Source organism: Microbacterium sp. NPDC007973, from assembly GCF_042958465.1.
GTDB lineage: Bacteria > Actinomycetota > Actinomycetes > Actinomycetales > Microbacteriaceae > Microbacterium > Microbacterium galbum.
The window spans coordinates 378,957-395,517 of the sequence record NZ_JBIBJJ010000001.1; the positions used below are offsets into that span (position 1 = coordinate 378,957).

General features: G+C 69.1%; 32 protein-coding genes and 1 tRNA gene. 5 read left to right on the forward strand and 28 right to left on the reverse strand.

Going from position 1 to position 16,561, the window contains the following annotated elements:
* Positions 1 to 8: 8 nt before the first annotated feature.
* The 21 genes from ACFZA2_RS01940 to ACFZA2_RS02040 form a co-directional block, all read right to left on the reverse strand.
* Positions 9 to 1,289 carry a DnaB-like helicase N-terminal domain-containing protein gene (locus tag ACFZA2_RS01940; protein ID WP_391399890.1) on the reverse strand — a complete coding sequence of 427 codons (1,281 nt, stop codon included), beginning with the start codon at positions 1,287 to 1,289 and terminating at the stop codon, positions 9 to 11.
* Positions 1,286 to 2,776 (reverse strand): DNA methyltransferase, encoded by a 1,491-nt coding sequence (locus ACFZA2_RS01945; RefSeq protein WP_391399892.1) that lies wholly within the window; start codon positions 2,774 to 2,776, stop codon positions 1,286 to 1,288. Before ACFZA2_RS01945 ends, ACFZA2_RS01940 begins: the two co-directional genes overlap by 4 nt.
* Entirely contained in the window at positions 2,773 to 3,255 is a 483-nt protein-coding gene (locus ACFZA2_RS01950; RefSeq protein WP_391399894.1) for a hypothetical protein, read from the reverse strand. Before ACFZA2_RS01950 ends, ACFZA2_RS01945 begins: the two co-directional genes overlap by 4 nt.
* Positions 3,252 to 3,542: a glutaredoxin family protein gene (locus ACFZA2_RS01955; RefSeq protein WP_391399897.1), complete on the reverse strand. Its 291-nt coding sequence runs from the start codon at positions 3,540 to 3,542 to the stop codon at positions 3,252 to 3,254. The genes ACFZA2_RS01950 and ACFZA2_RS01955 overlap by 4 nt, the downstream gene beginning before the upstream one ends.
* Positions 3,539 to 3,781 carry a hypothetical protein gene (locus ACFZA2_RS01960; RefSeq protein WP_391399900.1) on the reverse strand — a complete coding sequence of 81 codons (243 nt, stop codon included), beginning with the start codon at positions 3,779 to 3,781 and terminating at the stop codon, positions 3,539 to 3,541. Before ACFZA2_RS01960 ends, ACFZA2_RS01955 begins: the two co-directional genes overlap by 4 nt.
* Entirely contained in the window at positions 3,723 to 4,589 is an 867-nt protein-coding gene (locus ACFZA2_RS01965) for a hypothetical protein (protein ID WP_391399902.1), read from the reverse strand. The genes ACFZA2_RS01960 and ACFZA2_RS01965 overlap by 59 nt, the downstream gene beginning before the upstream one ends.
* Entirely contained in the window at positions 4,586 to 5,020 is a 435-nt protein-coding gene (locus ACFZA2_RS01970; protein WP_391399905.1) for a hypothetical protein, read from the reverse strand. The genes ACFZA2_RS01965 and ACFZA2_RS01970 overlap by 4 nt, the downstream gene beginning before the upstream one ends.
* The gene (locus ACFZA2_RS01975; RefSeq protein WP_391399908.1) at positions 5,020 to 5,481 is read right to left on the reverse strand and encodes a hypothetical protein; all 462 of its coding nucleotides are present in this window, start codon (positions 5,479 to 5,481) and stop codon (positions 5,020 to 5,022) included. The genes ACFZA2_RS01970 and ACFZA2_RS01975 overlap by 1 nt, the downstream gene beginning before the upstream one ends.
* Before the next feature lie 166 nt (positions 5,482 to 5,647).
* Positions 5,648 to 5,962 carry a hypothetical protein gene (locus ACFZA2_RS01980; protein ID WP_391399910.1) on the reverse strand — a complete coding sequence of 105 codons (315 nt, stop codon included), beginning with the start codon at positions 5,960 to 5,962 and terminating at the stop codon, positions 5,648 to 5,650.
* Entirely contained in the window at positions 5,959 to 6,519 is a 561-nt protein-coding gene (locus ACFZA2_RS01985) for a hypothetical protein (RefSeq protein ID WP_391399913.1), read from the reverse strand. The genes ACFZA2_RS01980 and ACFZA2_RS01985 overlap by 4 nt, the downstream gene beginning before the upstream one ends.
* Positions 6,516 to 7,541: a hypothetical protein gene (locus tag ACFZA2_RS01990; RefSeq protein ID WP_391399915.1), complete on the reverse strand. Its 1,026-nt coding sequence runs from the start codon at positions 7,539 to 7,541 to the stop codon at positions 6,516 to 6,518. Before ACFZA2_RS01990 ends, ACFZA2_RS01985 begins: the two co-directional genes overlap by 4 nt.
* On the reverse strand, positions 7,541 to 8,401 hold the full coding sequence (locus tag ACFZA2_RS01995; RefSeq protein WP_391399917.1) for a PD-(D/E)XK nuclease-like domain-containing protein: 861 nt from the start codon (positions 8,399 to 8,401) through the stop codon (positions 7,541 to 7,543). The genes ACFZA2_RS01990 and ACFZA2_RS01995 overlap by 1 nt, the downstream gene beginning before the upstream one ends.
* Positions 8,398 to 8,673 carry a hypothetical protein gene (locus ACFZA2_RS02000; RefSeq protein WP_391399919.1) on the reverse strand — a complete coding sequence of 92 codons (276 nt, stop codon included), beginning with the start codon at positions 8,671 to 8,673 and terminating at the stop codon, positions 8,398 to 8,400. Before ACFZA2_RS02000 ends, ACFZA2_RS01995 begins: the two co-directional genes overlap by 4 nt.
* The gene (locus ACFZA2_RS02005) at positions 8,673 to 8,972 is read right to left on the reverse strand and encodes a hypothetical protein (RefSeq protein WP_391399922.1); all 300 of its coding nucleotides are present in this window, start codon (positions 8,970 to 8,972) and stop codon (positions 8,673 to 8,675) included. Before ACFZA2_RS02005 ends, ACFZA2_RS02000 begins: the two co-directional genes overlap by 1 nt.
* 5 nt (positions 8,973 to 8,977) lie before the next feature.
* A complete protein-coding gene (locus ACFZA2_RS02010; RefSeq protein WP_391399925.1) occupies positions 8,978 to 9,610 on the reverse strand; it encodes a hypothetical protein in 633 nt (210 codons plus the stop codon).
* A complete protein-coding gene (locus tag ACFZA2_RS02015; RefSeq protein WP_391399928.1) occupies positions 9,607 to 10,119 on the reverse strand; it encodes a hypothetical protein in 513 nt (170 codons plus the stop codon). The genes ACFZA2_RS02010 and ACFZA2_RS02015 overlap by 4 nt, the downstream gene beginning before the upstream one ends.
* Positions 10,120 to 10,204: 85 nt before the next feature.
* Complete coding sequence (locus ACFZA2_RS02020; RefSeq protein ID WP_391399931.1) at positions 10,205 to 10,345, reverse strand: hypothetical protein; 141 nt, start codon at positions 10,343 to 10,345, stop codon at positions 10,205 to 10,207.
* Between the two features lie 138 nt (positions 10,346 to 10,483).
* Positions 10,484 to 10,759 (reverse strand): hypothetical protein, encoded by a 276-nt coding sequence (locus ACFZA2_RS02025; protein WP_391399934.1) that lies wholly within the window; start codon positions 10,757 to 10,759, stop codon positions 10,484 to 10,486.
* On the reverse strand, positions 10,759 to 11,034 hold the full coding sequence (locus tag ACFZA2_RS02030) for a hypothetical protein (protein WP_391399936.1): 276 nt from the start codon (positions 11,032 to 11,034) through the stop codon (positions 10,759 to 10,761). The genes ACFZA2_RS02025 and ACFZA2_RS02030 overlap by 1 nt, the downstream gene beginning before the upstream one ends.
* The gene (locus ACFZA2_RS02035) at positions 11,031 to 11,243 is read right to left on the reverse strand and encodes a hypothetical protein (protein WP_391399939.1); all 213 of its coding nucleotides are present in this window, start codon (positions 11,241 to 11,243) and stop codon (positions 11,031 to 11,033) included. Before ACFZA2_RS02035 ends, ACFZA2_RS02030 begins: the two co-directional genes overlap by 4 nt.
* Positions 11,240 to 11,413, reverse strand: coding sequence for a hypothetical protein (locus ACFZA2_RS02040; RefSeq protein WP_391399942.1), 174 nt, complete (start codon positions 11,411 to 11,413; stop codon positions 11,240 to 11,242). Before ACFZA2_RS02040 ends, ACFZA2_RS02035 begins: the two co-directional genes overlap by 4 nt.
* A 93-nt stretch (positions 11,414 to 11,506) precedes the next feature.
* On the opposite strand from ACFZA2_RS02040, the gene ACFZA2_RS02045 reads away from it, so the two are divergent.
* Positions 11,507 to 11,914 (forward strand): helix-turn-helix domain-containing protein, encoded by a 408-nt coding sequence (locus ACFZA2_RS02045; RefSeq protein ID WP_391399945.1) that lies wholly within the window; start codon positions 11,507 to 11,509, stop codon positions 11,912 to 11,914.
* A 13-nt stretch (positions 11,915 to 11,927) separates the two neighbouring features.
* On the forward strand, positions 11,928 to 12,365 hold the full coding sequence (locus ACFZA2_RS02050) for an ImmA/IrrE family metallo-endopeptidase (RefSeq protein WP_391399948.1): 438 nt from the start codon (positions 11,928 to 11,930) through the stop codon (positions 12,363 to 12,365).
* A 109-nt stretch (positions 12,366 to 12,474) separates the two neighbouring features.
* On the opposite strand, the gene ACFZA2_RS02055 is transcribed toward ACFZA2_RS02050, so the two are convergent.
* From ACFZA2_RS02055 to ACFZA2_RS02065, 3 genes are all read right to left on the reverse strand, one after another.
* Positions 12,475 to 12,547: transfer RNA gene (locus ACFZA2_RS02055), tRNA-Arg, on the reverse strand.
* Positions 12,548 to 12,671: 124 nt separating this feature from the next.
* Complete coding sequence (locus tag ACFZA2_RS02060; RefSeq protein WP_391399952.1) at positions 12,672 to 12,842, reverse strand: hypothetical protein; 171 nt, start codon at positions 12,840 to 12,842, stop codon at positions 12,672 to 12,674.
* Positions 12,843 to 12,922: 80 nt separating this feature from the next.
* On the reverse strand, positions 12,923 to 13,372 hold the full coding sequence (locus ACFZA2_RS02065; RefSeq protein WP_391399955.1) for a hypothetical protein: 450 nt from the start codon (positions 13,370 to 13,372) through the stop codon (positions 12,923 to 12,925).
* Positions 13,373 to 13,472: 100 nt separating this feature from the next.
* On the opposite strand from ACFZA2_RS02065, the gene ACFZA2_RS02070 reads away from it, so the two are divergent.
* Positions 13,473 to 13,868: a DUF5684 domain-containing protein gene (locus tag ACFZA2_RS02070; RefSeq protein ID WP_363392803.1), complete on the forward strand. Its 396-nt coding sequence runs from the start codon at positions 13,473 to 13,475 to the stop codon at positions 13,866 to 13,868.
* 55 nt (positions 13,869 to 13,923) lie between these two features.
* Here ACFZA2_RS02070 and ACFZA2_RS02075 read toward each other — a convergent pair whose 3' ends face one another.
* From ACFZA2_RS02075 to ACFZA2_RS02090, 4 genes are all read right to left on the reverse strand, one after another.
* Positions 13,924 to 14,226, reverse strand: coding sequence for a hypothetical protein (locus ACFZA2_RS02075; protein ID WP_391399958.1), 303 nt, complete (start codon positions 14,224 to 14,226; stop codon positions 13,924 to 13,926).
* 263 nt (positions 14,227 to 14,489) lie between these two features.
* A complete protein-coding gene (locus tag ACFZA2_RS02080) occupies positions 14,490 to 14,846 on the reverse strand; it encodes a hypothetical protein (RefSeq protein WP_391399961.1) in 357 nt (118 codons plus the stop codon).
* Positions 14,847 to 14,915: 69 nt separating this feature from the next.
* Positions 14,916 to 15,053, reverse strand: a complete 138-nt coding sequence (locus tag ACFZA2_RS02085; RefSeq protein ID WP_315993204.1) for a hypothetical protein — start codon at positions 15,051 to 15,053, stop codon at positions 14,916 to 14,918.
* Positions 15,054 to 15,091: 38 nt separating this feature from the next.
* On the reverse strand, positions 15,092 to 15,646 hold the full coding sequence (locus tag ACFZA2_RS02090) for a MarR family winged helix-turn-helix transcriptional regulator (protein WP_391399964.1): 555 nt from the start codon (positions 15,644 to 15,646) through the stop codon (positions 15,092 to 15,094).
* A gap of 114 nt (positions 15,647 to 15,760) precedes the next feature.
* Here ACFZA2_RS02090 and ACFZA2_RS02095 point away from each other — a divergent pair, with 114 nt between their 5' ends.
* Positions 15,761 to 16,138, forward strand: a complete 378-nt coding sequence (locus tag ACFZA2_RS02095; RefSeq protein ID WP_391399967.1) for a hypothetical protein — start codon at positions 15,761 to 15,763, stop codon at positions 16,136 to 16,138.
* Position 16,139: 1 nt separating this feature from the next.
* Positions 16,140 to 16,481, forward strand: coding sequence for a hypothetical protein (locus ACFZA2_RS02100; RefSeq protein WP_391399970.1), 342 nt, complete (start codon positions 16,140 to 16,142; stop codon positions 16,479 to 16,481).
* Positions 16,482 to 16,561 lie beyond the last annotated feature (80 nt).

Below are 16,561 nucleotides of genomic sequence, written 5' to 3' on the forward strand. Positions count from 1 at the left end.
GGTGCCTTTCAGAGGGAGTTGGTGGGTGCCCAGGGCCAGAGCTGGCCGGGGTTGGTCTTGTCGCGGCGGTGGAGCTTCTCGGGCCACGCGCGTTGGTCGCGGTCGCCTCGCCACCGGGAGACGGTGAAGGTGCGGCGGCCGTTGGTCAGGTCGTTGTCGGGTGAGATACCGAGGCCGAACTCGGGCCAGCCGAGGAGTGCGGAGGATCCGCGGGGGCGGAGGTCGCGTTCTCCTCGGCGGGAGACGGTGTGGCCGGCGTGCGCTTCCATGAGGAGGGCGACGTCACGGTCTCGAACGGAGTCGAGGGCGGCGATGACGGGGGCGGCGTCGTCGTCGTTGTTAATGGACCTGGGGACGAGCTTGTAGAGCGGGCCGATGAGGACGAGGTCGGGTTTCGATTCGTCGACGAGGCGGTGGACGCGTCCGAGGTCCTGGGGGCGGGTGATGTCGATCTGCTTGGTGAGGCAGCGGAGGTCGAGGGAGTCTCGGGGGTCTCGGCGACCGAGCTGCGCGGCGTTGTCGGTCATCTCGCGGACGGCGCGGCGCCACTGCTTCTCGCTGTTCTCCGCGTCGATGACGAGCACCTTGACGGGGTCGATGGGTGAGAAGCGGAACGGGTGGATGCCGGCGGAGGAGAGGATGGCGACCTGGCGGAGGAAGGTGGACTTGCCGCCTCCTTCGGCGCCGGTGAGGACGAGTCGGTCGCGGCGTTCGAGGAGGCCGGGGATGGCCCAGTCGTACGCGTCGATCGACGGGTCGACGTCGAGGACTTCGCGGAGGGTCTTCGCTCTCTCGTCGACGGCGACACGTGATCCGTCTCTGAGCTCGCGGAGATCCTCGAGCGCGCGGGCGATCGCGACGCCGGGGTCGGCGGCGTTGGCTGACAGGCGGGTGCCGATGTCGGTCAGAGCACGCCGTGCGGAGTGCTGTGCGACGATCTCCGCGTAGTAACCGGCGTTCGCGGCCGTGGGCACCACCGAGGTGAGTTGGTGGAGGTAGTCGGCTCCTCCCGCGCGCTGCAGCTCCCCCGTGCGGATGAGTTCGTCGGTGACGGCGACGACGTCGGTCGGGTGACCGGCAGCGTGCAGCGCCTGGACGGCGTCGAAGATGAGCTCGTGCCGCGGGGTGTGGAAGTCGCGACCTCGGAGAAGGCCGAGGACCTCCTCGGTGGCGCGGGGGGTGAGCATCATCGCGCCGATGACGGACTGCTCGGTGTGCAGCTCCTCGTCGACCTTCGCGGAACCGTCGGCGTACGGGTCGTCGGGTGGGGTGTCGTCGTAGGTGGTCATGCGGTTTCCTCCCAGTCGCCGAAGAGTCCCGGGTGCAGCGGCTTGCGCACGCGAGCGAGGATCAGGGGCAGGTGCGCCTCTTCGAGCTCGATGAGGTCGACCTCCATGCCCTCGAGCAGCGCGGCCTCACCGGTGGTGCCGGACCCGGCGTACAGGTCGAGGACGCGACCGCCGGGGCGGGTGACGAGGCGCACGAGCCACCGGATCAGCGCAAGCGGCTTCACCGTCGCGTGCACCGTGCCCTCCACGTTCGGACGCTCCGACGTGGGAGCCTTCGCCTCGTACCGGAACGTCGGGAAGAATCGTGACGCACCACCCTCGTCGTCGTGCCCGGTCCGGGGTACATCGCGAGCCACCCACGCGTCGTCGTTCAGGACGCCGAGCGCTTTCGTGCTCAGACCGCCGCTGCGGCTCTTCGTGACGCCGCTTTGAAGGTCGAGCGCGGCCGCCTGCGAACCATCGAGCAGAACGTTGGTGGGCCAGCGCCCTCCTTCGTGCGGGGCCGACCCCTCGCGTGATCGTTCGTCGGTTCCGTAGACGCTGTTTTGCCGTGCGCCCGCTTTCTGCACGCTGGCGTACTTCTCGGCGAGCTGCGAGTCCGTGGCGGGCGTGCGGTTCGCGTCGATGTTTAGTGCGCCCGTGCCGTGCATCAGCACGTTCGCCGCAACGGTTCCGCGTAGCGGCTTGCGGGCCACGACGATGGGCTCGAAGGCGGGCTTGAGCGCGGTGCCCCAGCCCTCCCACTCGCGAGCGGCGTCGGTAGCCGCGGGTCCGTACTCCTTTCCGGAGTGACCGAGCCCGATGACCGTGCCGTCGCCGCGGCGATCGTCGGTCGCGCCGATGATCGCGCGCTCGTCGACGGAGTACCCAAGCAGGTTCGCGAGGGCATCGCGGTACTCCGGCCCGGGCGTGATGAACTCGACCGCTCGACCCTTCGCCCGTGCACGGCCGTCCTCCCAGTTCCCGACCGACGCGGCGGAGCAGCCGACGGCGGCGGCGACATCCTCGCGGGACATGCCAGCGCGCTCTCGGGCCGCGCGAAGCGTGCGCGCTTGCGTCTCTGGTGACGCGCCGCCGGTCTTGTCAATCGCGGCCGCGACGTTCATCGACTTCGGGAACCCGGAGCCGTAGAGCCACGCGATCGAGTCGCGCATCTCGAACCCGGCGTCCTCGATCGCGACGGCCATGCGGTGCCAGGTGCGGGATCCGCCGAAGGCGAGCAGGTGTCCGCCGGGCTTGAGCACGCGGAGGCACTCGCGCCACACGTCGACGTCGTACGCGATGCCGGAGGAGTCCCACCCCTTGCCCATGAAGCCGAGCTCGTAGGGCGGGTCGGTGACGATCGAGTCGTAGGTGCCGTCCGGGATTAGCCGATCGGGGTGGTAGCCGAACGCGTGGGGGTAGCCGAGCGCATCGGCGCGCAGGATGTCGAGGTTGAAGCCGTGCCACAGGCGCAGGCCGGCGTCCTCGTAGTGCGGGGCTATCATGCGAGCGCTCCTTCGATGCGCGCGACGATGTCGTCCTCGAGGTGGCGGAGGCCGAGCGCCCCGCGGTACGGGATTGGCTGGGCCAGCGCCCGCGGGTTGGCGAGGACGAGGTGCTGGTACCAGCCCTCGGGTGCGGGGCCCATTGCCCAGGTGGAGCAGTGGCGCCGGCATCCGTCGGGGTGCTCGTGGCAGTGGTTGTCCATGCGGCCGCACCCGTCGATGACCGAGGCGCTATGCACGTCGACCAGGTCGACGACGCCGATGATTCCCCCGTAGTGCAGGACGGTGTCGGTCTCGCCGCCATGAGCGGCCACGTGCGCGCGGCTGGCGGCGTTGTCCTTCTCGAAGGGCGCCAGGCCGGCGTGGATGGCGACGGCCCCGCGGTAGTCCCCGGCGATGTTGCGAACGCGGTTCTCGACGTCCTTCCCGCCGTGGATGATCGCCCACGCCCACGGCTGGCGAACAGTGAGGATCCTCATGCCTTTACCTCCTGCTGGTGGTCGGCGCGCCACGCTTCGATGACGCGGTCGATCTCGGACGGCATGAACCCGGGCACGGCGATGCCGCGGTACTCGGTGATCGGCGCGGACGAAAAGCCGAGGCGGACGAAGTGGGCGAGGTCGTCGGCGTGCGCGGGAGCCGTAATGTCGGCCTCGACGTATGGCACGCCGGCGGCCTCGAGGCGGAACTTCACCATCCGGCACTGCTGACACGCGGGCTTCGTCCACACGATCACGTCCCCCTCATGCGGCTGGGTGCGGGTCATCGGCTCAGCCCCATCCACGAGTCCTCGGCTGGCAGACGGTCGACCGTGGCGCGGCGGATGTCTGCGGGCCAGAGGGCGCGCGACTCGTTCCGGTAGTGCGCCTCGGCGACGTCCATCGCGTCCTCGAACGGCACGTCGGCGAGGAGCTTCGTCCACGCCTCCACCTGCAGGTCCGTGACCTCACGCCCCTGCAGTGATGCTCCGAACACCAGCAGCAGGGCCACTTGCGACTTGTCCATCGGTCTTCCCTTCGTTCTTGTAGCGCTCGAGGAGCGCGAGGTTGTTGTCCTGTCGTTGCTGCGCGACCGACCCGGCGCGCGGGAGTGGTGGCGCGGACGTCCACCGCTCTTGGTTCAGCCAGGTGGTGAGGCCGGGGACGTACTGCACGTCCGCTGTCGGCCAGGTGCGCCAGACGGCGACGTCGCGCCGCACGGCAGCGATGAGGTCAGGGAGCTTCGACGGGCCGCCGATCGCGCGCACCGCCCCTCGGAGGGAGGACTCGACCTTCTTGCGGGTGCCGCGCCTCGGCGACGGCCAGAGATCCCAGACGACGTCGAGGGCTTCGAGCACCGCGTCCCCTCTGGGGACTACAGGGGTGTCTCTTGTCTCTGATGTCTCTATAAGAGGAACATCTGGCGATTTCGCCAGTTCGATCTGGCGATTTCGCCGCTTCGATCCGGCGGTCTCGCCATCTGGCGAATCCGCCACATGGGAGTAGACGGGTGCGTAGCTGCGCTTCCGGGAGAAGCCGTGCTGCTGCTCGGCGAGCAGGAAGCCACCGTCGACGAGCTTCTCCACGGCTCGCCGCGCCTGCTCCGGAGTGAGCCCCGTCTCGTCGGCGATCTCCGGGTACGTCGCGGCCCACCAGTGGGTGCCGTCCTCCGTCTGATGTGCGACTCTCGCGGAGTCAGCGCGCCAGTCGATGCGCGTCCACACGAGCGCTTCATTCGCACCGCCGAGGCGACGCACGAGCGCCGCGCGCACCTGCATGAAGTCCTTCGCGGTGGCCTCCTCGAACGGGACGCCACCCTGTCTCTCGACGCTCACCGCGTCGCTCCTCTCATCGCCAGCAGCCCGGCTTCCGCCGCCCACTGGTCCCACTGCTCGCCGTAGACCTCACGCATCCGCGCGAACGCGTCCACCGCGGTGATCACCACGACGCCACCCGTGCTCGTGAGAAGTCCCCACCGGCCGCGGGCCGCGTTGAACATCGGCACCAGCCCGGGGTTCTTCACCCACTTGCGGACCTTCCACCCGAAGGCGAGGCCCTTCGCCAGCAGGTCCGACTCGAAGCGCATGTTGCAGCGCGAGCACGCCGTGTTGAGCTCGTGCGGCAACGGCCGCACCTTCGACCCGCCGCCGCCGACGGACTGCCGGTGGTTCATCTCCAGCGGGTACGTGTGCGTCGCGCACGACACGCACTGCGACCCGTCGCGCCGCAGCACGAGCCCGCGGACGTGTGTCGTCGGGGCGACCATCACGCACCCCCGTGCTGGTAGGTGAGGCCGACGAGCTTCCCGATCGACTGCAGCCGCATCGAGTGCTCCTTGAGGAGGTTCCCGGCGCGGCGGGCCTCCTCGTACGCGACGACCGCGGCGTCGTACATGCGGCGCTCGTCCTTCGTCGCCAGGGTCACGCGCGCCGAGCGCTCCCGCTCCGGGTATTCGGCGACGTCGAGCACGGCCTGCGCGCGCGCCTCGTCCCGCTCCGCCGAGCACAGCCGCATGTGCGCCTGCGCCTTCTTGATGACGACGACCATCCGCTCCGCCCACCGCGACACCTCGTTGAGCTGCCGCACCACCTCGTCGGGGGTGAGCACCTCGTCGGTGTCCAGCGGGTGAGCCACCGACCGGGCGTCCTTCGTGTACCCCTCGATCGACGCGATGTCGACCGGCTCCCCCGTGGGCCAGACGAGCGTGGCCTCGATTACCTGGCTCATGCCGTCCTCCCCTTCCTCGCGTTCACCGCGATCTCCAACTGCCTGTCCGGGCTGACCAGCCCCGACCACTTCTCCGGCCACAGCACCCCGCGAAACGTGTTCGTCCGCCGGTGCAGCCGCACCTCGTACGACCCGAGGTAGGCGACGAACCCGTCAGCCCACGTCCTCACCGGCGGCCCCTGTCGTCGAATGCGCCGGCGGCGCGCACCATGACGTGCTCGTCCAGCGCCCGCTCCACCTGCAGCGGAGCGTCGTCGTCGGTGTGCGTGAGGACGTGCACCGAACCGGGGAACACGACCGACGGGGTGGGCATGGTCTGCACCACGCCCTCGACGCCCTCCGCCACGACGACCCGGTCACCAGGCAGCAGGTACCGCGCCTCGATGAGCCCGGGGATCATGCCCCGCATACGCCGCTGGTCGACGCCGAGGATCGCCCCGTCCCGGGTGCGCGCGAGCGGCACGCCCTCACGCACACTCATGCCGACGCCTCCGCGTTGACCTGGCGCCCCGCAGTGATGTCACCCGAGCGGGCGTCGATGTGCAGACCGCCGGACCAGAAGCGCACGGGTTCGCCCTGCGCTTCCCATCGGAGTCTCGTCTCCGGGCCAAGGCTGGTGATCGTCAGGAACCACAGCTCGCCCGCCTTTGCGCGCGTCCACGGTTTCGGCTCCGGGTGAGCATCGAAGTAAGCGGCTGCCGCAGGGTCGAACTGCCCACCTACGCCGTCCACGCCATCGCGGTTGAGGTAGTAGCGGGATACGCCGGTCCTCTCGTTCCATACGCGGATGGCGCCACTCGGCGGCGTGGTGTTGAGCCGGTCCGGGTACACGACGTAGTCGGGGTTCGCGGCCCAACGCCACCGGCCGATGCGTTCGTCAGCCTCCGCCTCGAAGAACTCCCGCAGTGCTTGCACCTGGCTGGACGAGACTGCCGACTCACGGGCAACCGTCCGGTCCTTCCACAGAAGCTGCAGACCCGCATCCGGCTCCACGACCTCACGCACCCCGTATTCGTTGCTGGCGATGAAGTCGTTCACGGCTGCACCTCCACCCCGGGAGTGGCGATGGCGAGTGCCTCGCGCCCGGCTGACGCGCTCCCACCCGTCTCGGCACCGTCGACCGCAGCCCGAGCCTCCGGGGCGCTCTCAGGCGCTTGCAGCTCGTGCTTCCGAACGTCCTTCGCCTCGATCAACTCCGGCTCCTTGCCGAGGCCCGCACGGTTCACGTCCGCCCACACCTTCTGCAGCTCCGCGAGGTTCCGCGCGGCCTGCACCGCCGCGACCGCATCCTCCAGACCGGAGTCCGCGACGATGCCGGAATGCACCCGCTCCCCCACGCCCTGCGCCAGGCCCAGCAGGTCCCAGAACCACGGCAGCGAGAACTCCGGGATCAGACGCGGCTTCGGCAACGCGATCCGCGCCGACCGGACACCCGTCAGCAGGAAGTGACCCCGCTCCCGCATCTCCACCACCGCGGACGCATCGAACGGGAGGGTCTTGTGACCCTGGATCTTCCACTCCTTCTCCGACGTCGGCTGCCCGTTCCGCATCACCATCACGTTGTCCAGCCGTGCGGTCACCACGACCGGCCCCTGGTGACGCAGGAGGGGGTTCATGATCCCCGCCCACTGCGCGGCCGCCGCGTTCCAAAGGTCCGGCGTCACCGAGTAATCCCCCGTCAGCGGGTCCTGCCGACCCTTCGCCTTCCGGTTCGCGACCGCCTGCGCGTTGTCGACGATCAGGTTCCACGCCCGCGTCGCCGAGTCGAAGACGATCAGCGTCGGCTTCCCATCGACCTGGGGCTCCGAGACCGCGTCCTCCACGGCGCCGCGGATACCCGCGTAGGTGCCGTCGTGCAGGACGATGTCGAAGTCCGCACCCGGGATCGCCTGGTACTCGTCCGGGTCGTCCTCACCGACGCCGATGTACAGCGTCCGACCGACCAGCGGCGACGTCGAACCGTGCAGGGCCGTCCACGTCTTCCCCGCCTTCTCCCGACCGCCGAGCAGCACCACCGGCCACGACGGCAGCCCCGTCGGCTTCCTCGTCTGCAGCACCATCAGGCCACCGCCCCCGTCAGACGCGCCACGTCAGCGAGGTAGTACGCGGGAGGCTCGATCTCCGACGCCTCCCCCTCCTCGTCATCCGCGCCCGGCCACACCCCGAACTCGACGCACGACTGGAACACCTCGATCGCTCTGCGCATCCGCGCGAACCCGCCGGCCTGCCACCCCTCGCCGAGCTTCACCACCCGCACCTCATGCGGCGCGTCCTTCTCCACGAAGATGAGCTGCACCGGCTCCGCGTCGATGTCGAGCACGAGCTGCACCAGCAGGCGGTACACCTCGCCCTGCACGTCGTACCCGAAGTCCTGGATGACGGACCGCAGCTTGTGCTCCCGCACGTCCGGCGTCGTCTTCACATCCGCCACCAGCGCACCGGTGAGCACGTCGAGGCGACCACGCAGAGGCACACCCGTCTCCGGGTCCAACGCGAACAGCGACACCTCCGTGTAGCGCGGGCGCTCCAAGATCGCGCGGGCCTTCGCGTTCGCCAGCACAGCGTCCGCCATGCCCCGCACCCGCAGGAACGTGTCCCGCTTCAGCGGAACCTGCCCGTTGGCGCGCGCCTCCGCGACGAACTCCTTGGCCCTCGTCGTCGACAGCGCACCGTTGGACGCGAGCATCTCGTCCGGCACCTCCACGATCGGCTGCCCGACACCGAGCACCAGCGCGTGCGCCGCGTGCCCCACGTCGAACGCCGGCTTCTCGACCCGCTCGTTCCGGGACTGCATGTAGTGCTTCGGAGACCGAAGGATCTGCTTCATGCCCGACGCCGACAGCGCGGGGTGAGCGTGGTAGTCCTCCTCCGGCATCCCCTCGACGAGGGTCGTACCCTCCTGCGGCGGCCACTCGGTCATCGGAGCTCCCCGTCCTCGATCACGTTGCGGAACGTGGGCTTCCCGTAGATCGGCCGCAGCGGCGTCGTGACACCGTCAGCACCCCGCACCGGGGGCATGTCGCCGACGATCGGACGCGACGACAGCAGCCGCAGACGCAGCGCCAAGAACAGATCGCGTGCGGACGGCGCGTACTGCGCCTCGATGCGATCCCGCGCGGTGCGGGCCTGACCCTTACGACGAGCCGCCAGGCGGGAGCGGATCCCATAGCGGTTCAGGTCGACGCCGCCCATCAGGCCACCGCCTCGTCGTCGCCGAGGTCGAGGGCCTCGTCGTGCACACGGGCCTGGTACGCCCGCTCGAGGATGCCCTGCACCGTCACCCGGTCCTCATCCGACAGCACCGGCTCGATGCGGGCGAACCGCACCTCCGGGTACGCGTCGTCCCCGTCGGGCAGGTGACGGACCGCGCGGCGCACGATTGTGATCGCCACCACGTCCTCGGGCTGCGGGTCCATGAAGTGCTCGAGCAGGGGCTCGAGTCCGTTCAGGTCGTCAGCGGGCTTCTTGCTGGACCACTTGATAGCCGACATCTGTCTCATCCCTTCGATCTGGCGGGCACGAGCGGCCCACCCACCGGCCACGCGACCTTCGCGTGCGCCGAAACCTGCGCGGCCGAGTACTCGACCGCCATGCCGAGGAAGTGCGCCCCGGCTTCCGCGAGCGCCACAGCGTCCGCGATGTTGTGATCCGCGACGTCCGCGCCCGTCACGCGAGCGCGCACCGCCGCGAGCACCGGAGCCTTCGCCTGATCCGACGACTGCCCCTTCTTCCGCCGCGGCATCCCCTTGCCCCACGCGAGCACCGCACGCGTCTGCGGGTCGATCAGCACGACCTCCTCACCCGTCGGGGTGCGGGGCACGAGCTGGTCGATCAGCATCCACCGGAGGCCCGACCGCTCATCCGCCTTGCCGGAGAACTTCGCTCCGGGAGCCGGCCCTTCGAGAACGACGAGGTCGACCCGCTCCGGCACGTGCGCGAGCACGGCCCGCGTCATCACCCGGAGACGACGTCGCTCCGACGCCGGAGTGGAACGGCTGGGCGCGGGTGCCTTTGCTTGAGCGGTCCCCCAGCGCACGGCCTCCACCTGACCCGCACCACCGACGCCGAGGTCGACCCGGGCGACACCCGTCGTGGTGAGCGACGTGTCGAGGCCGATGACGACAGTCACGGGCGGGCCTGTCGGGTTAGCGCCCAAGCCTCGGCCGCGACGTCGGAGAGTATGTGCTGGCCGAGCACGTCGCGAAGCGTGATGTGCCGGACGTGGTTGATGCCGTCGCCCTCGCTGTCGACGACGAGCTCGCCGAGCGCGGCGGGGAAGGTGTCAGGTATCTCCTCGGCGTCGGTGACCGTCCCGCGCGGGCGGACCTCACAGGCCGCAGCGAGGGCGGCGGCCGCAGGGATACCCGACGCGATGAGACGGTCGGCGATGCCGAGGTAGTAGCGCCACGCCTCGTCGCGGAAGATCTCGTCGGTCTCGCTGGGCCACTTGCGCTCGTAGTCAAGGGTTGGCTCGTCCGCGGCGCAGACGGCCTTCGCAACCGCCTCGCGGACGTCCTCGGCGGGCGGGGCCGTCAGCGCCGAGACGAGCTCGCGCAGCGCAACCTTGCAGCCTGCATCGGTCCAGTTGTCCAGAGCGTGCTGGGCGTCGCGCAGAGCCTCAGCGATGGTGGCGCTCATGCGATCACCGCCAGGCCGACCACGGCCAGCACACTCACTGCCGCGCCGAGCACGCCCACACCGATGACGGCGAGCTTCTCGCGGTTCATCGCTTGCCACCGCGCTTCGCCTTGCGACGACGGGCCACGGCCGCACGGTGCAGGACCGCCTGCCGGTCGGCCGCCGCCTGACGGGCGCGTTCGTTCTGCCGGGAGATGTACTCCAGGACGATCGGATCAGGATTCACTTCGACTCCAGGTGTTTCGGGCAGCACAAGACATCGGCCATGTGCCGCAGAGGAAGGTGGGGGGATGGTGGTTCGACTACCGGGGGCGCCATCGGCGACCATCGCCGGCATCAGAGAGGGCGAACGCCCCCGGCAGGGTCAATGAGGCTGCGGTACCTGCGCCCAGCCTTCGTAGGTGTCTTGCCAGCCGCGTTCGCGCCAGCAGGCTTCGCAGAGCCGTAGGCCGTCGATCTCGGCGCGGCTATTGAACGTCGCCGACTTGGCGACTGCGAGCAGCCATTCGCCCGAGAAGACTTTCAGGCAGTCATCGCACTGGACGGACCAGGGGTTCGTGCTCTTGATCCCGTGCACCTTCCCGGGGATATCGGGGAGGACGGTTGCCGAGGGTGTAACCGTGACGGTGCTCGTGGGCATCACGCCACCTCGCTCAGGTGCGCAGCCTCGGGAGCGTGGCACTCACACCAGCACTCGTCACACGCACCGTGATGCTCATCCCTACAGTCGAGCGTCAGGTACGGCGCAGACACGTCCACGACGAACGCGATCGTCAGACCCAGGCCGAGCAGCAGCGCCACCGTGAACGCGACCCACACGTTCACACCGGCCAGCAGCACCAGCCCGTAGAGGAAGCCGAAGCACACAGACAGGGCGGCAACCGGGTGCTTCTCCGCCAGGATCAGGCCGCTCATGACCGGACCTTGGGTGCGCGCGCCTCGGGCAGAGCGCGAAGGAATCTCTCTCCCTCGGCTCTGAGGATGAGCGCCTTCCGTCCGCTGTACTTCGCGATGAGCTCGTCGTTCGCGATGTGCCGGAGGATCTGCGCGTACGAGAGGGACACTGCCTCGGCGAACTCTTCGAGCGAGTACGCCAGCTTGTCCAGCTTCGGAGCGTCGTTCACGCAGTCACCCCCGGGAACATGTCGGCGGTCGTGAAACCACGAAGGCCGCCGGCCGTCAGGAACTCGCGCACCGACATGTCCCCATCGACGGGACGTGCGGCAGCGGAGTTCGCCTGACGGCCGGCGGCCGGGGCGGGAGTCGGAGCGTCTGCTCTTCTCAGGTAGGTCATGTTCGCAGTATTGCACCTCATTTATGAAGTACGCAACTATCCCTGACGTGCCCGGAGTCGCTCATGCGGTCCCAGACTCCTAAAGTGGGGTGCATGGCCCGCCCCAAGAAGACCCCGCACCCGTTCGACCGACACCTCGGAAACGCGGTCAGGGCCATGCGCTCGCGACGACAGATGACGCAGAGCCAGCTCGCCGAAAAGGCCGGCATCCCCCTGTCGAACTACCAGCGGCGAGAGGACGGAGCGAACGAGACCACCGTCGCCGAACTCGAGCGCATCAGCGCTGCACTCAACATGAGCTCCCGCGAGATCGTCGACATGGCCCTCATCGACTACAACGGCGGAGGCAGCGCGGAGGACGGACTGCGCAAGCTCGTCGAGTCAGTGTCGGAGGCCCCACGTACCGTCACCGAAGCGGACAACGTGACCTACCTCGGACACGTGACCCCCGGCCTTCGCGACGCGGCGAACACCGACGAGCGGCCGGCCAAGGACGACTAGCGGGGAGGGGACCATGCGAGAACTACTCGCTCACGCGGCACGGCTCGGAGTCTCCGTGCACGTCGCACACCTCCCTGAGCCCTACAACGGGTTCTACGACCATGAGAACCAGCGAGTCATCTACGACTTCAAACTCGCCCCCATCGAGCGAGATTGCGTTCTCGCGCACGAACTCGCCCACGTGTACCTCGGACACCACGACCGCGGCGACGAGACGGCAGAAGCTGCGGCAGACGCTTACGCAGCGGCACTCCTGATCGACCCCGAGCGGTACGCCCAGCTCGAGACCATCGGACTCAACCCCGAGGAGGTCGCAGAGGAACTCGGCGTGACGGTGAAGCTCCTTCGCGCCTTCGTCGAGAATCACCTCACCCGGGTGCGCGGCGCCGCCTACACGCAGTCCCGCATGGGCGCGGGACAATTTCGACACGCCGCACGGTGGGCCACCTGACGAGATGGCTGCACCAATGGCTGCACCAGCTCTACGCTGCATCGCCGCCGGAAACGCGAAAAGGGCCGCGATCCCAGTCACTGACTAGGATCGCGGCCCTGAATTCTTGTGCCCCCGACAGGATTCGAACCTGCGACTTCTGGTACCGGAAACCAACGCTCTATCCCCTGAGCTACGGAGGCGGACCGGTCCAGGCTATCACCGCACCGGCGGCGGTCCCGACGGCCGGGCGTCGCTTTGTACGGCTCCGCGGGCACGGCCACGGACCGACGACGCGGAGCGCGACGCCGATCCGTGGCATCCGGATCACTCGTCGCCGATGACGCCGATGCCGCTCGCCTGGTGATCGGCGTTCGGGTCGTCGGTGGACGGCGCCTTCGAGGCCTCTTCGACGTCGTTCTCCTGGCTCGGCTTGACCGTGGGGTCGTCTCCGAGGTCGGACGCGTCGTCGGCCGGGGTGTGCTGCGGGTCGCTCATGGTGTTCCCTTCGTCGAGATCATCAGCGTCGCAATCCGCCCCGGCCCGGCGCACCGGGTTGACCGGGGTGGCGCGTCGGCCTAGTGCCGGAACATCCCCCGGACCCGTCGGGAGATCGGAAGGTGAAGCAGCACCTCGCGCCCGTCGACATCGACGGTGACGACCGACCCGCTCAGCCCTCGACCGGGCACGGGGGCGACGTCGGAGCGCACGTAGGCCTCCGCCACGTCCACGTAGACGGCGAGCAACTGCGCGCTCTGGTCCTTCGACGACGACGCGTCGACGAGCTGCATGCGGTGACCCGTGTCGGTCTCGACCGAGAACCACCGCGAGCCGGGGGTCGATACGAGCGCCCACCGCGGCCCGCGCGAGAAGCGGGCCCATGCGGCGCCGTCGCGCAGCTCGGTGGCGACGTCGAGATCGGCCTGGGCCACGACGAGGACCTCCAGCATCGCGAGCGCCTCGGCGGCCGTGACGTAATCGGCGCGGTCGGCGCTCAGCCCGCCCCACTCGAACTTGCGCTCGCCCATTCGGCCGCCTCCTCGTTGAGAGCGTAAACCCGCCCGGCCGTGGCGTGCCGTGCGGGCGCCCAACCTGAGCGTCGGCTGGGAGAACCCCTACGATGAGCGCATGCTGACCTCTTCGCCCTCGTCGATCACCGACCAGACTTCGATCTTCGCGCTGAGCGCCACGAACTCCCTGATCGCCCTCGCGATCTACGTCCTCATGGTGGTCGCGCTGTGGCGCGTCTTCGCCAAAGCCGGGCACGCCGGGTGGCTCGCGATCATCCCGATCGTCAACCTCGTCGTCATGGTGCGCATCGCCGGCTTCTCGGGGTGGTTGACCCTGCTCTACCTCGTGCCGATCGTGAACCTCGTCTTCCACGTGATCGTGCACATCCGCGTGGGCCGGGCATTCGGCCACGGGTGGGTGTTCTCGCTGTTCCTGCTGGTGATCTTCTACGTCATCGGATATCTCGTCATCGGCTTCAGCGACGACAAGTACCGTCCCGAGCGCCTGGCCTGACAGAACCGGCCTCCGCGGACCGACCCGAGCCGAACGGCTCGACCGGCGCGCAGGCTCAGGAGAAGCGCAGGCGGTCGTCGGGGTGGAGGCTGCGCAACGGCACCGATCCATCGGCGATCGCTCGCAGAGCGCGAGGACTGACCTCCAGCTCCGCCGACACGCGTTCCACTCCCGCCCCCGACGACAGCGCGCTGCGCAGCGCCGCCTCGGCGGCATGGGCGGCCTCGGCGACGTCGTCGGCGGAGCTCCGCACGAAGGCGGCGAGTTGCGCCTGCGCATGACGGATACTCCGGCGCTGACGTTCTCGACCGTCCGCGGCGTCGGTCGTCGGGGCGATTCGCAACTGGTCGGGCGACATGATCTCCACTCCGGGGGAAGCGTCGGGCTCGCGCGGCTGCGAGCACTCCTCCAGCCTCACCGACGGCCGGCCGTCGCACATCATCCCTGAGGACTATTTCCCGACGGTGAACGGCGGATGCCACGAACGCACCGTCGGGATGACGCCACCCGGTTCCGTCGCCCTTCACGGCAACGATCTCGTCCAGCGTGTAGACCCGGTCACCGCCCCGGTGCCATCCGCCATCCTCGAGTCGAACGGATCGTGCGCCTGGCCGGCAGCGATCAGGCCTGCGTGGGCTGGTCGAAGTCCCAGTCGATGGGCTCGTCGACATCCTCGTCGGACGTCGGTTCGACCGCCCTGAGGTGCGGGCGCGGGAACAGTCGGTGATTCTTCAACTCGGCGGCCGCGTGAGCGAAGTCCGGCTCCTCGTCGTGCCAGTCGACGGGCGCGGAGAGCACATCGTTGCCCACACCGATCACCAACTCCGCCTGAGCGACCTTCTTGTCATCGGTGACGATGGGGATGCTGACCGCCTCGGCCTGCCCCTCCTTCGCCACTGCCGCGGTCAACTCCACGAGCGACGCGGCGACGTCGTCGGTGGTCATCACGGTTTCGCCGGCATAGGTCACGCAACGCATGGGTCCACTCTGCGGCCGACGAGGGCCGGGCGAGGGCGGGTTGCCCCGGCCGCGCGCGTGGGGTACGGGTCAATCGCGGCGTTGCGCCGAACGGAACATCGACTCGTCGAGTTCGAACCAGACCGCGCGAACGGTGTCGAACTCGGCGAACGGTTCCGGCTGAGGATCGGTCAGGGAGAGGCGGTAACCGCGAGGAAGGTCGTCCACGTGCTGTCCGTCGCGCGGTCCGCCGACGAGCACGTAGATCACGGCGAATCGACCGCCCGCTTGTCGACCGCGACGCCGTCGACAGCGTCGCTCATGCGTTGCAGGAAGGCGACGACGGCCGCGGACTCCTCGGGCGTCATGTCGATCACGGCCGCGAGCATGCGGTCGTGCATGTTGCCGAGGGTCTGTCGCACTTCTACGTCGGCGCGCGGGGTGGCCTGAATGAAGATGCTGCGGCGGTCCTCGGGATTCGCCGCACGCGTGATGTGGCCGGACCGCTCGAGGCGATCCAGGATCGCCGTGGTCGACGCGGTCGAGAGACCGAGGTAGCGGGTCAGCTCTCCGGGGCGAACGCGCCGGGTGGCGTCGCGGAGCAGATAGCGCAGGACGAGGAGCTCGTTCTCCCCCATCGCCATTGAGTCGCGGGTGCGGCGTCGCATGGCGACCTCGGCCGCCCGGTAGATGCGCAGCGCTTCGAGAACGGCCTTGCTCCGGCGTCGGCGATCGGTCGGCTCGTCGCCGTACCAGTAGGTGACCTCTTCGGTAGGTCCCGTGCTCGTGAGTCCGCGGGACGTGGTTTCGACGTCGGTCATGACACACTCCTCCCCGCTCGTCAGCCGACTATACCTCGTTAATAATAGTTAGACAAACTAGTTACTAAGCGAGTATGTTCTACACACAGCTAATCGCTCACGAAGGGAGTTCCCATGGGCCACTTGTTCTACGGCACGTCGACCGAACCGATCCGCATCCCGGACCGTCTCCTCTCGCACCTCAAGGTCGTGACCACGACCAAGCTCCGCCGCAGCGAGAGCTTCACCCTGAGCTGGACGCACGTCGACGGCACCCCCGGCCGCTCCACCCTCTGGCTGCAGCCGGCCATCCCCCTGCGATTCGTGTTCGATTCGGCGGAGCCCGAGACCCTCGACGCGACGACGCTGAAGAGCATGGCCGAGATGGCGAACTCCTCAGCGGGACTCGTCGTCGACCTGCGCGTCGAGATCCCCGAGGCCCACCCGACCCGTGTGACGCCCGCGCGCGTCGCCACCCCGGCCCGCCGCCGCTCGCTCTCGGTCGCCGCCTGACATGAGCGCTCCCACTCTTCCCGTCGTGCCGACGCTCGCCCCTGCCCGCGTGCTGTGGGCGAAGGTCGACACCGGCTTCTGGGTCGCCCACCGCGGCGGCGAATACGACGGCTGCGTTGACGCGGTCGCCGGCGGATTCGTCTCCCGCGACGCGCACGGCATCCCCATCGGACGCTATGACAGCCTGGACGCCGCGAAGGCGTCGCTGCGCTCGACGATGCACCCCGCCAACGTGTCGCGTCGCCGGCGCGCCGAGCGCGCCTCGGTGGTCGCAGCGACCGTCGTCGGGGGCACCGCCCTCGCGTTCGCCCTCACCGCGGGCGCCCTGGCGCCGTACCTGTGAACGACGTGAACGATGTCGAGCTGCGCGACGACGCCGACGACTTCGAGGACGCGGCGAGCGCCGAGTTCGCCGCTCGCTAC

Excerpts from the sequence above, each read along its gene's own strand:
- ACFZA2_RS01940 (WP_391399890.1), bottom strand. The coding sequence starts at position 1,289 with ATGACCACCTACGACGACACCCCACCCGACGACCCGTACGCCGACGGT.
- ACFZA2_RS01945 (WP_391399892.1), bottom strand. The coding sequence starts at position 2,776 with ATGATAGCCCCGCACTACGAGGACGCCGGCCTGCGCCTGTGGCACGGC.
- ACFZA2_RS01950 (WP_391399894.1), bottom strand. The coding sequence starts at position 3,255 with ATGAGGATCCTCACTGTTCGCCAGCCGTGGGCGTGGGCGATCATCCAC.
- ACFZA2_RS01955 (WP_391399897.1), bottom strand. The coding sequence starts at position 3,542 with ATGACCCGCACCCAGCCGCATGAGGGGGACGTGATCGTGTGGACGAAG.
- ACFZA2_RS01960 (WP_391399900.1), bottom strand. The coding sequence starts at position 3,781 with ATGGACAAGTCGCAAGTGGCCCTGCTGCTGGTGTTCGGAGCATCACTG.
- ACFZA2_RS01970 (WP_391399905.1), bottom strand. The coding sequence starts at position 5,020 with ATGGTCGCCCCGACGACACACGTCCGCGGGCTCGTGCTGCGGCGCGAC.
- ACFZA2_RS01975 (WP_391399908.1), bottom strand. The coding sequence starts at position 5,481 with ATGAGCCAGGTAATCGAGGCCACGCTCGTCTGGCCCACGGGGGAGCCG.
- ACFZA2_RS01980 (WP_391399910.1), bottom strand. The coding sequence starts at position 5,962 with ATGAGTGTGCGTGAGGGCGTGCCGCTCGCGCGCACCCGGGACGGGGCG.
- ACFZA2_RS01990 (WP_391399915.1), bottom strand. The coding sequence starts at position 7,541 with ATGGTGCTGCAGACGAGGAAGCCGACGGGGCTGCCGTCGTGGCCGGTG.
- ACFZA2_RS01995 (WP_391399917.1), bottom strand. The coding sequence starts at position 8,401 with ATGACCGAGTGGCCGCCGCAGGAGGGTACGACCCTCGTCGAGGGGATG.
- ACFZA2_RS02000 (WP_391399919.1), bottom strand. The coding sequence starts at position 8,673 with ATGGGCGGCGTCGACCTGAACCGCTATGGGATCCGCTCCCGCCTGGCG.
- ACFZA2_RS02005 (WP_391399922.1), bottom strand. The coding sequence starts at position 8,972 with ATGTCGGCTATCAAGTGGTCCAGCAAGAAGCCCGCTGACGACCTGAAC.
- ACFZA2_RS02015 (WP_391399928.1), bottom strand. The coding sequence starts at position 10,119 with ATGAGCGCCACCATCGCTGAGGCTCTGCGCGACGCCCAGCACGCTCTG.
- ACFZA2_RS02025 (WP_391399934.1), bottom strand. The coding sequence starts at position 10,759 with ATGCCCACGAGCACCGTCACGGTTACACCCTCGGCAACCGTCCTCCCC.
- ACFZA2_RS02030 (WP_391399936.1), bottom strand. The coding sequence starts at position 11,034 with ATGAGCGGCCTGATCCTGGCGGAGAAGCACCCGGTTGCCGCCCTGTCT.
- ACFZA2_RS02040 (WP_391399942.1), bottom strand. The coding sequence starts at position 11,413 with ATGACCTACCTGAGAAGAGCAGACGCTCCGACTCCCGCCCCGGCCGCC.
- ACFZA2_RS02045 (WP_391399945.1), top strand. The coding sequence starts at position 11,507 with ATGGCCCGCCCCAAGAAGACCCCGCACCCGTTCGACCGACACCTCGGA.
- ACFZA2_RS02050 (WP_391399948.1), top strand. The coding sequence starts at position 11,928 with ATGCGAGAACTACTCGCTCACGCGGCACGGCTCGGAGTCTCCGTGCAC.
- ACFZA2_RS02060 (WP_391399952.1), bottom strand. The coding sequence starts at position 12,842 with ATGAGCGACCCGCAGCACACCCCGGCCGACGACGCGTCCGACCTCGGA.
- ACFZA2_RS02065 (WP_391399955.1), bottom strand. The coding sequence starts at position 13,372 with ATGGGCGAGCGCAAGTTCGAGTGGGGCGGGCTGAGCGCCGACCGCGCC.
- ACFZA2_RS02070 (WP_363392803.1), top strand. The coding sequence starts at position 13,473 with ATGCTGACCTCTTCGCCCTCGTCGATCACCGACCAGACTTCGATCTTC.
- ACFZA2_RS02075 (WP_391399958.1), bottom strand. The coding sequence starts at position 14,226 with ATGTCGCCCGACCAGTTGCGAATCGCCCCGACGACCGACGCCGCGGAC.
- ACFZA2_RS02080 (WP_391399961.1), bottom strand. The coding sequence starts at position 14,846 with ATGCGTTGCGTGACCTATGCCGGCGAAACCGTGATGACCACCGACGAC.
- ACFZA2_RS02090 (WP_391399964.1), bottom strand. The coding sequence starts at position 15,646 with ATGACCGACGTCGAAACCACGTCCCGCGGACTCACGAGCACGGGACCT.
- ACFZA2_RS02095 (WP_391399967.1), top strand. The coding sequence starts at position 15,761 with ATGGGCCACTTGTTCTACGGCACGTCGACCGAACCGATCCGCATCCCG.
- ACFZA2_RS02100 (WP_391399970.1), top strand. The coding sequence starts at position 16,140 with ATGAGCGCTCCCACTCTTCCCGTCGTGCCGACGCTCGCCCCTGCCCGC.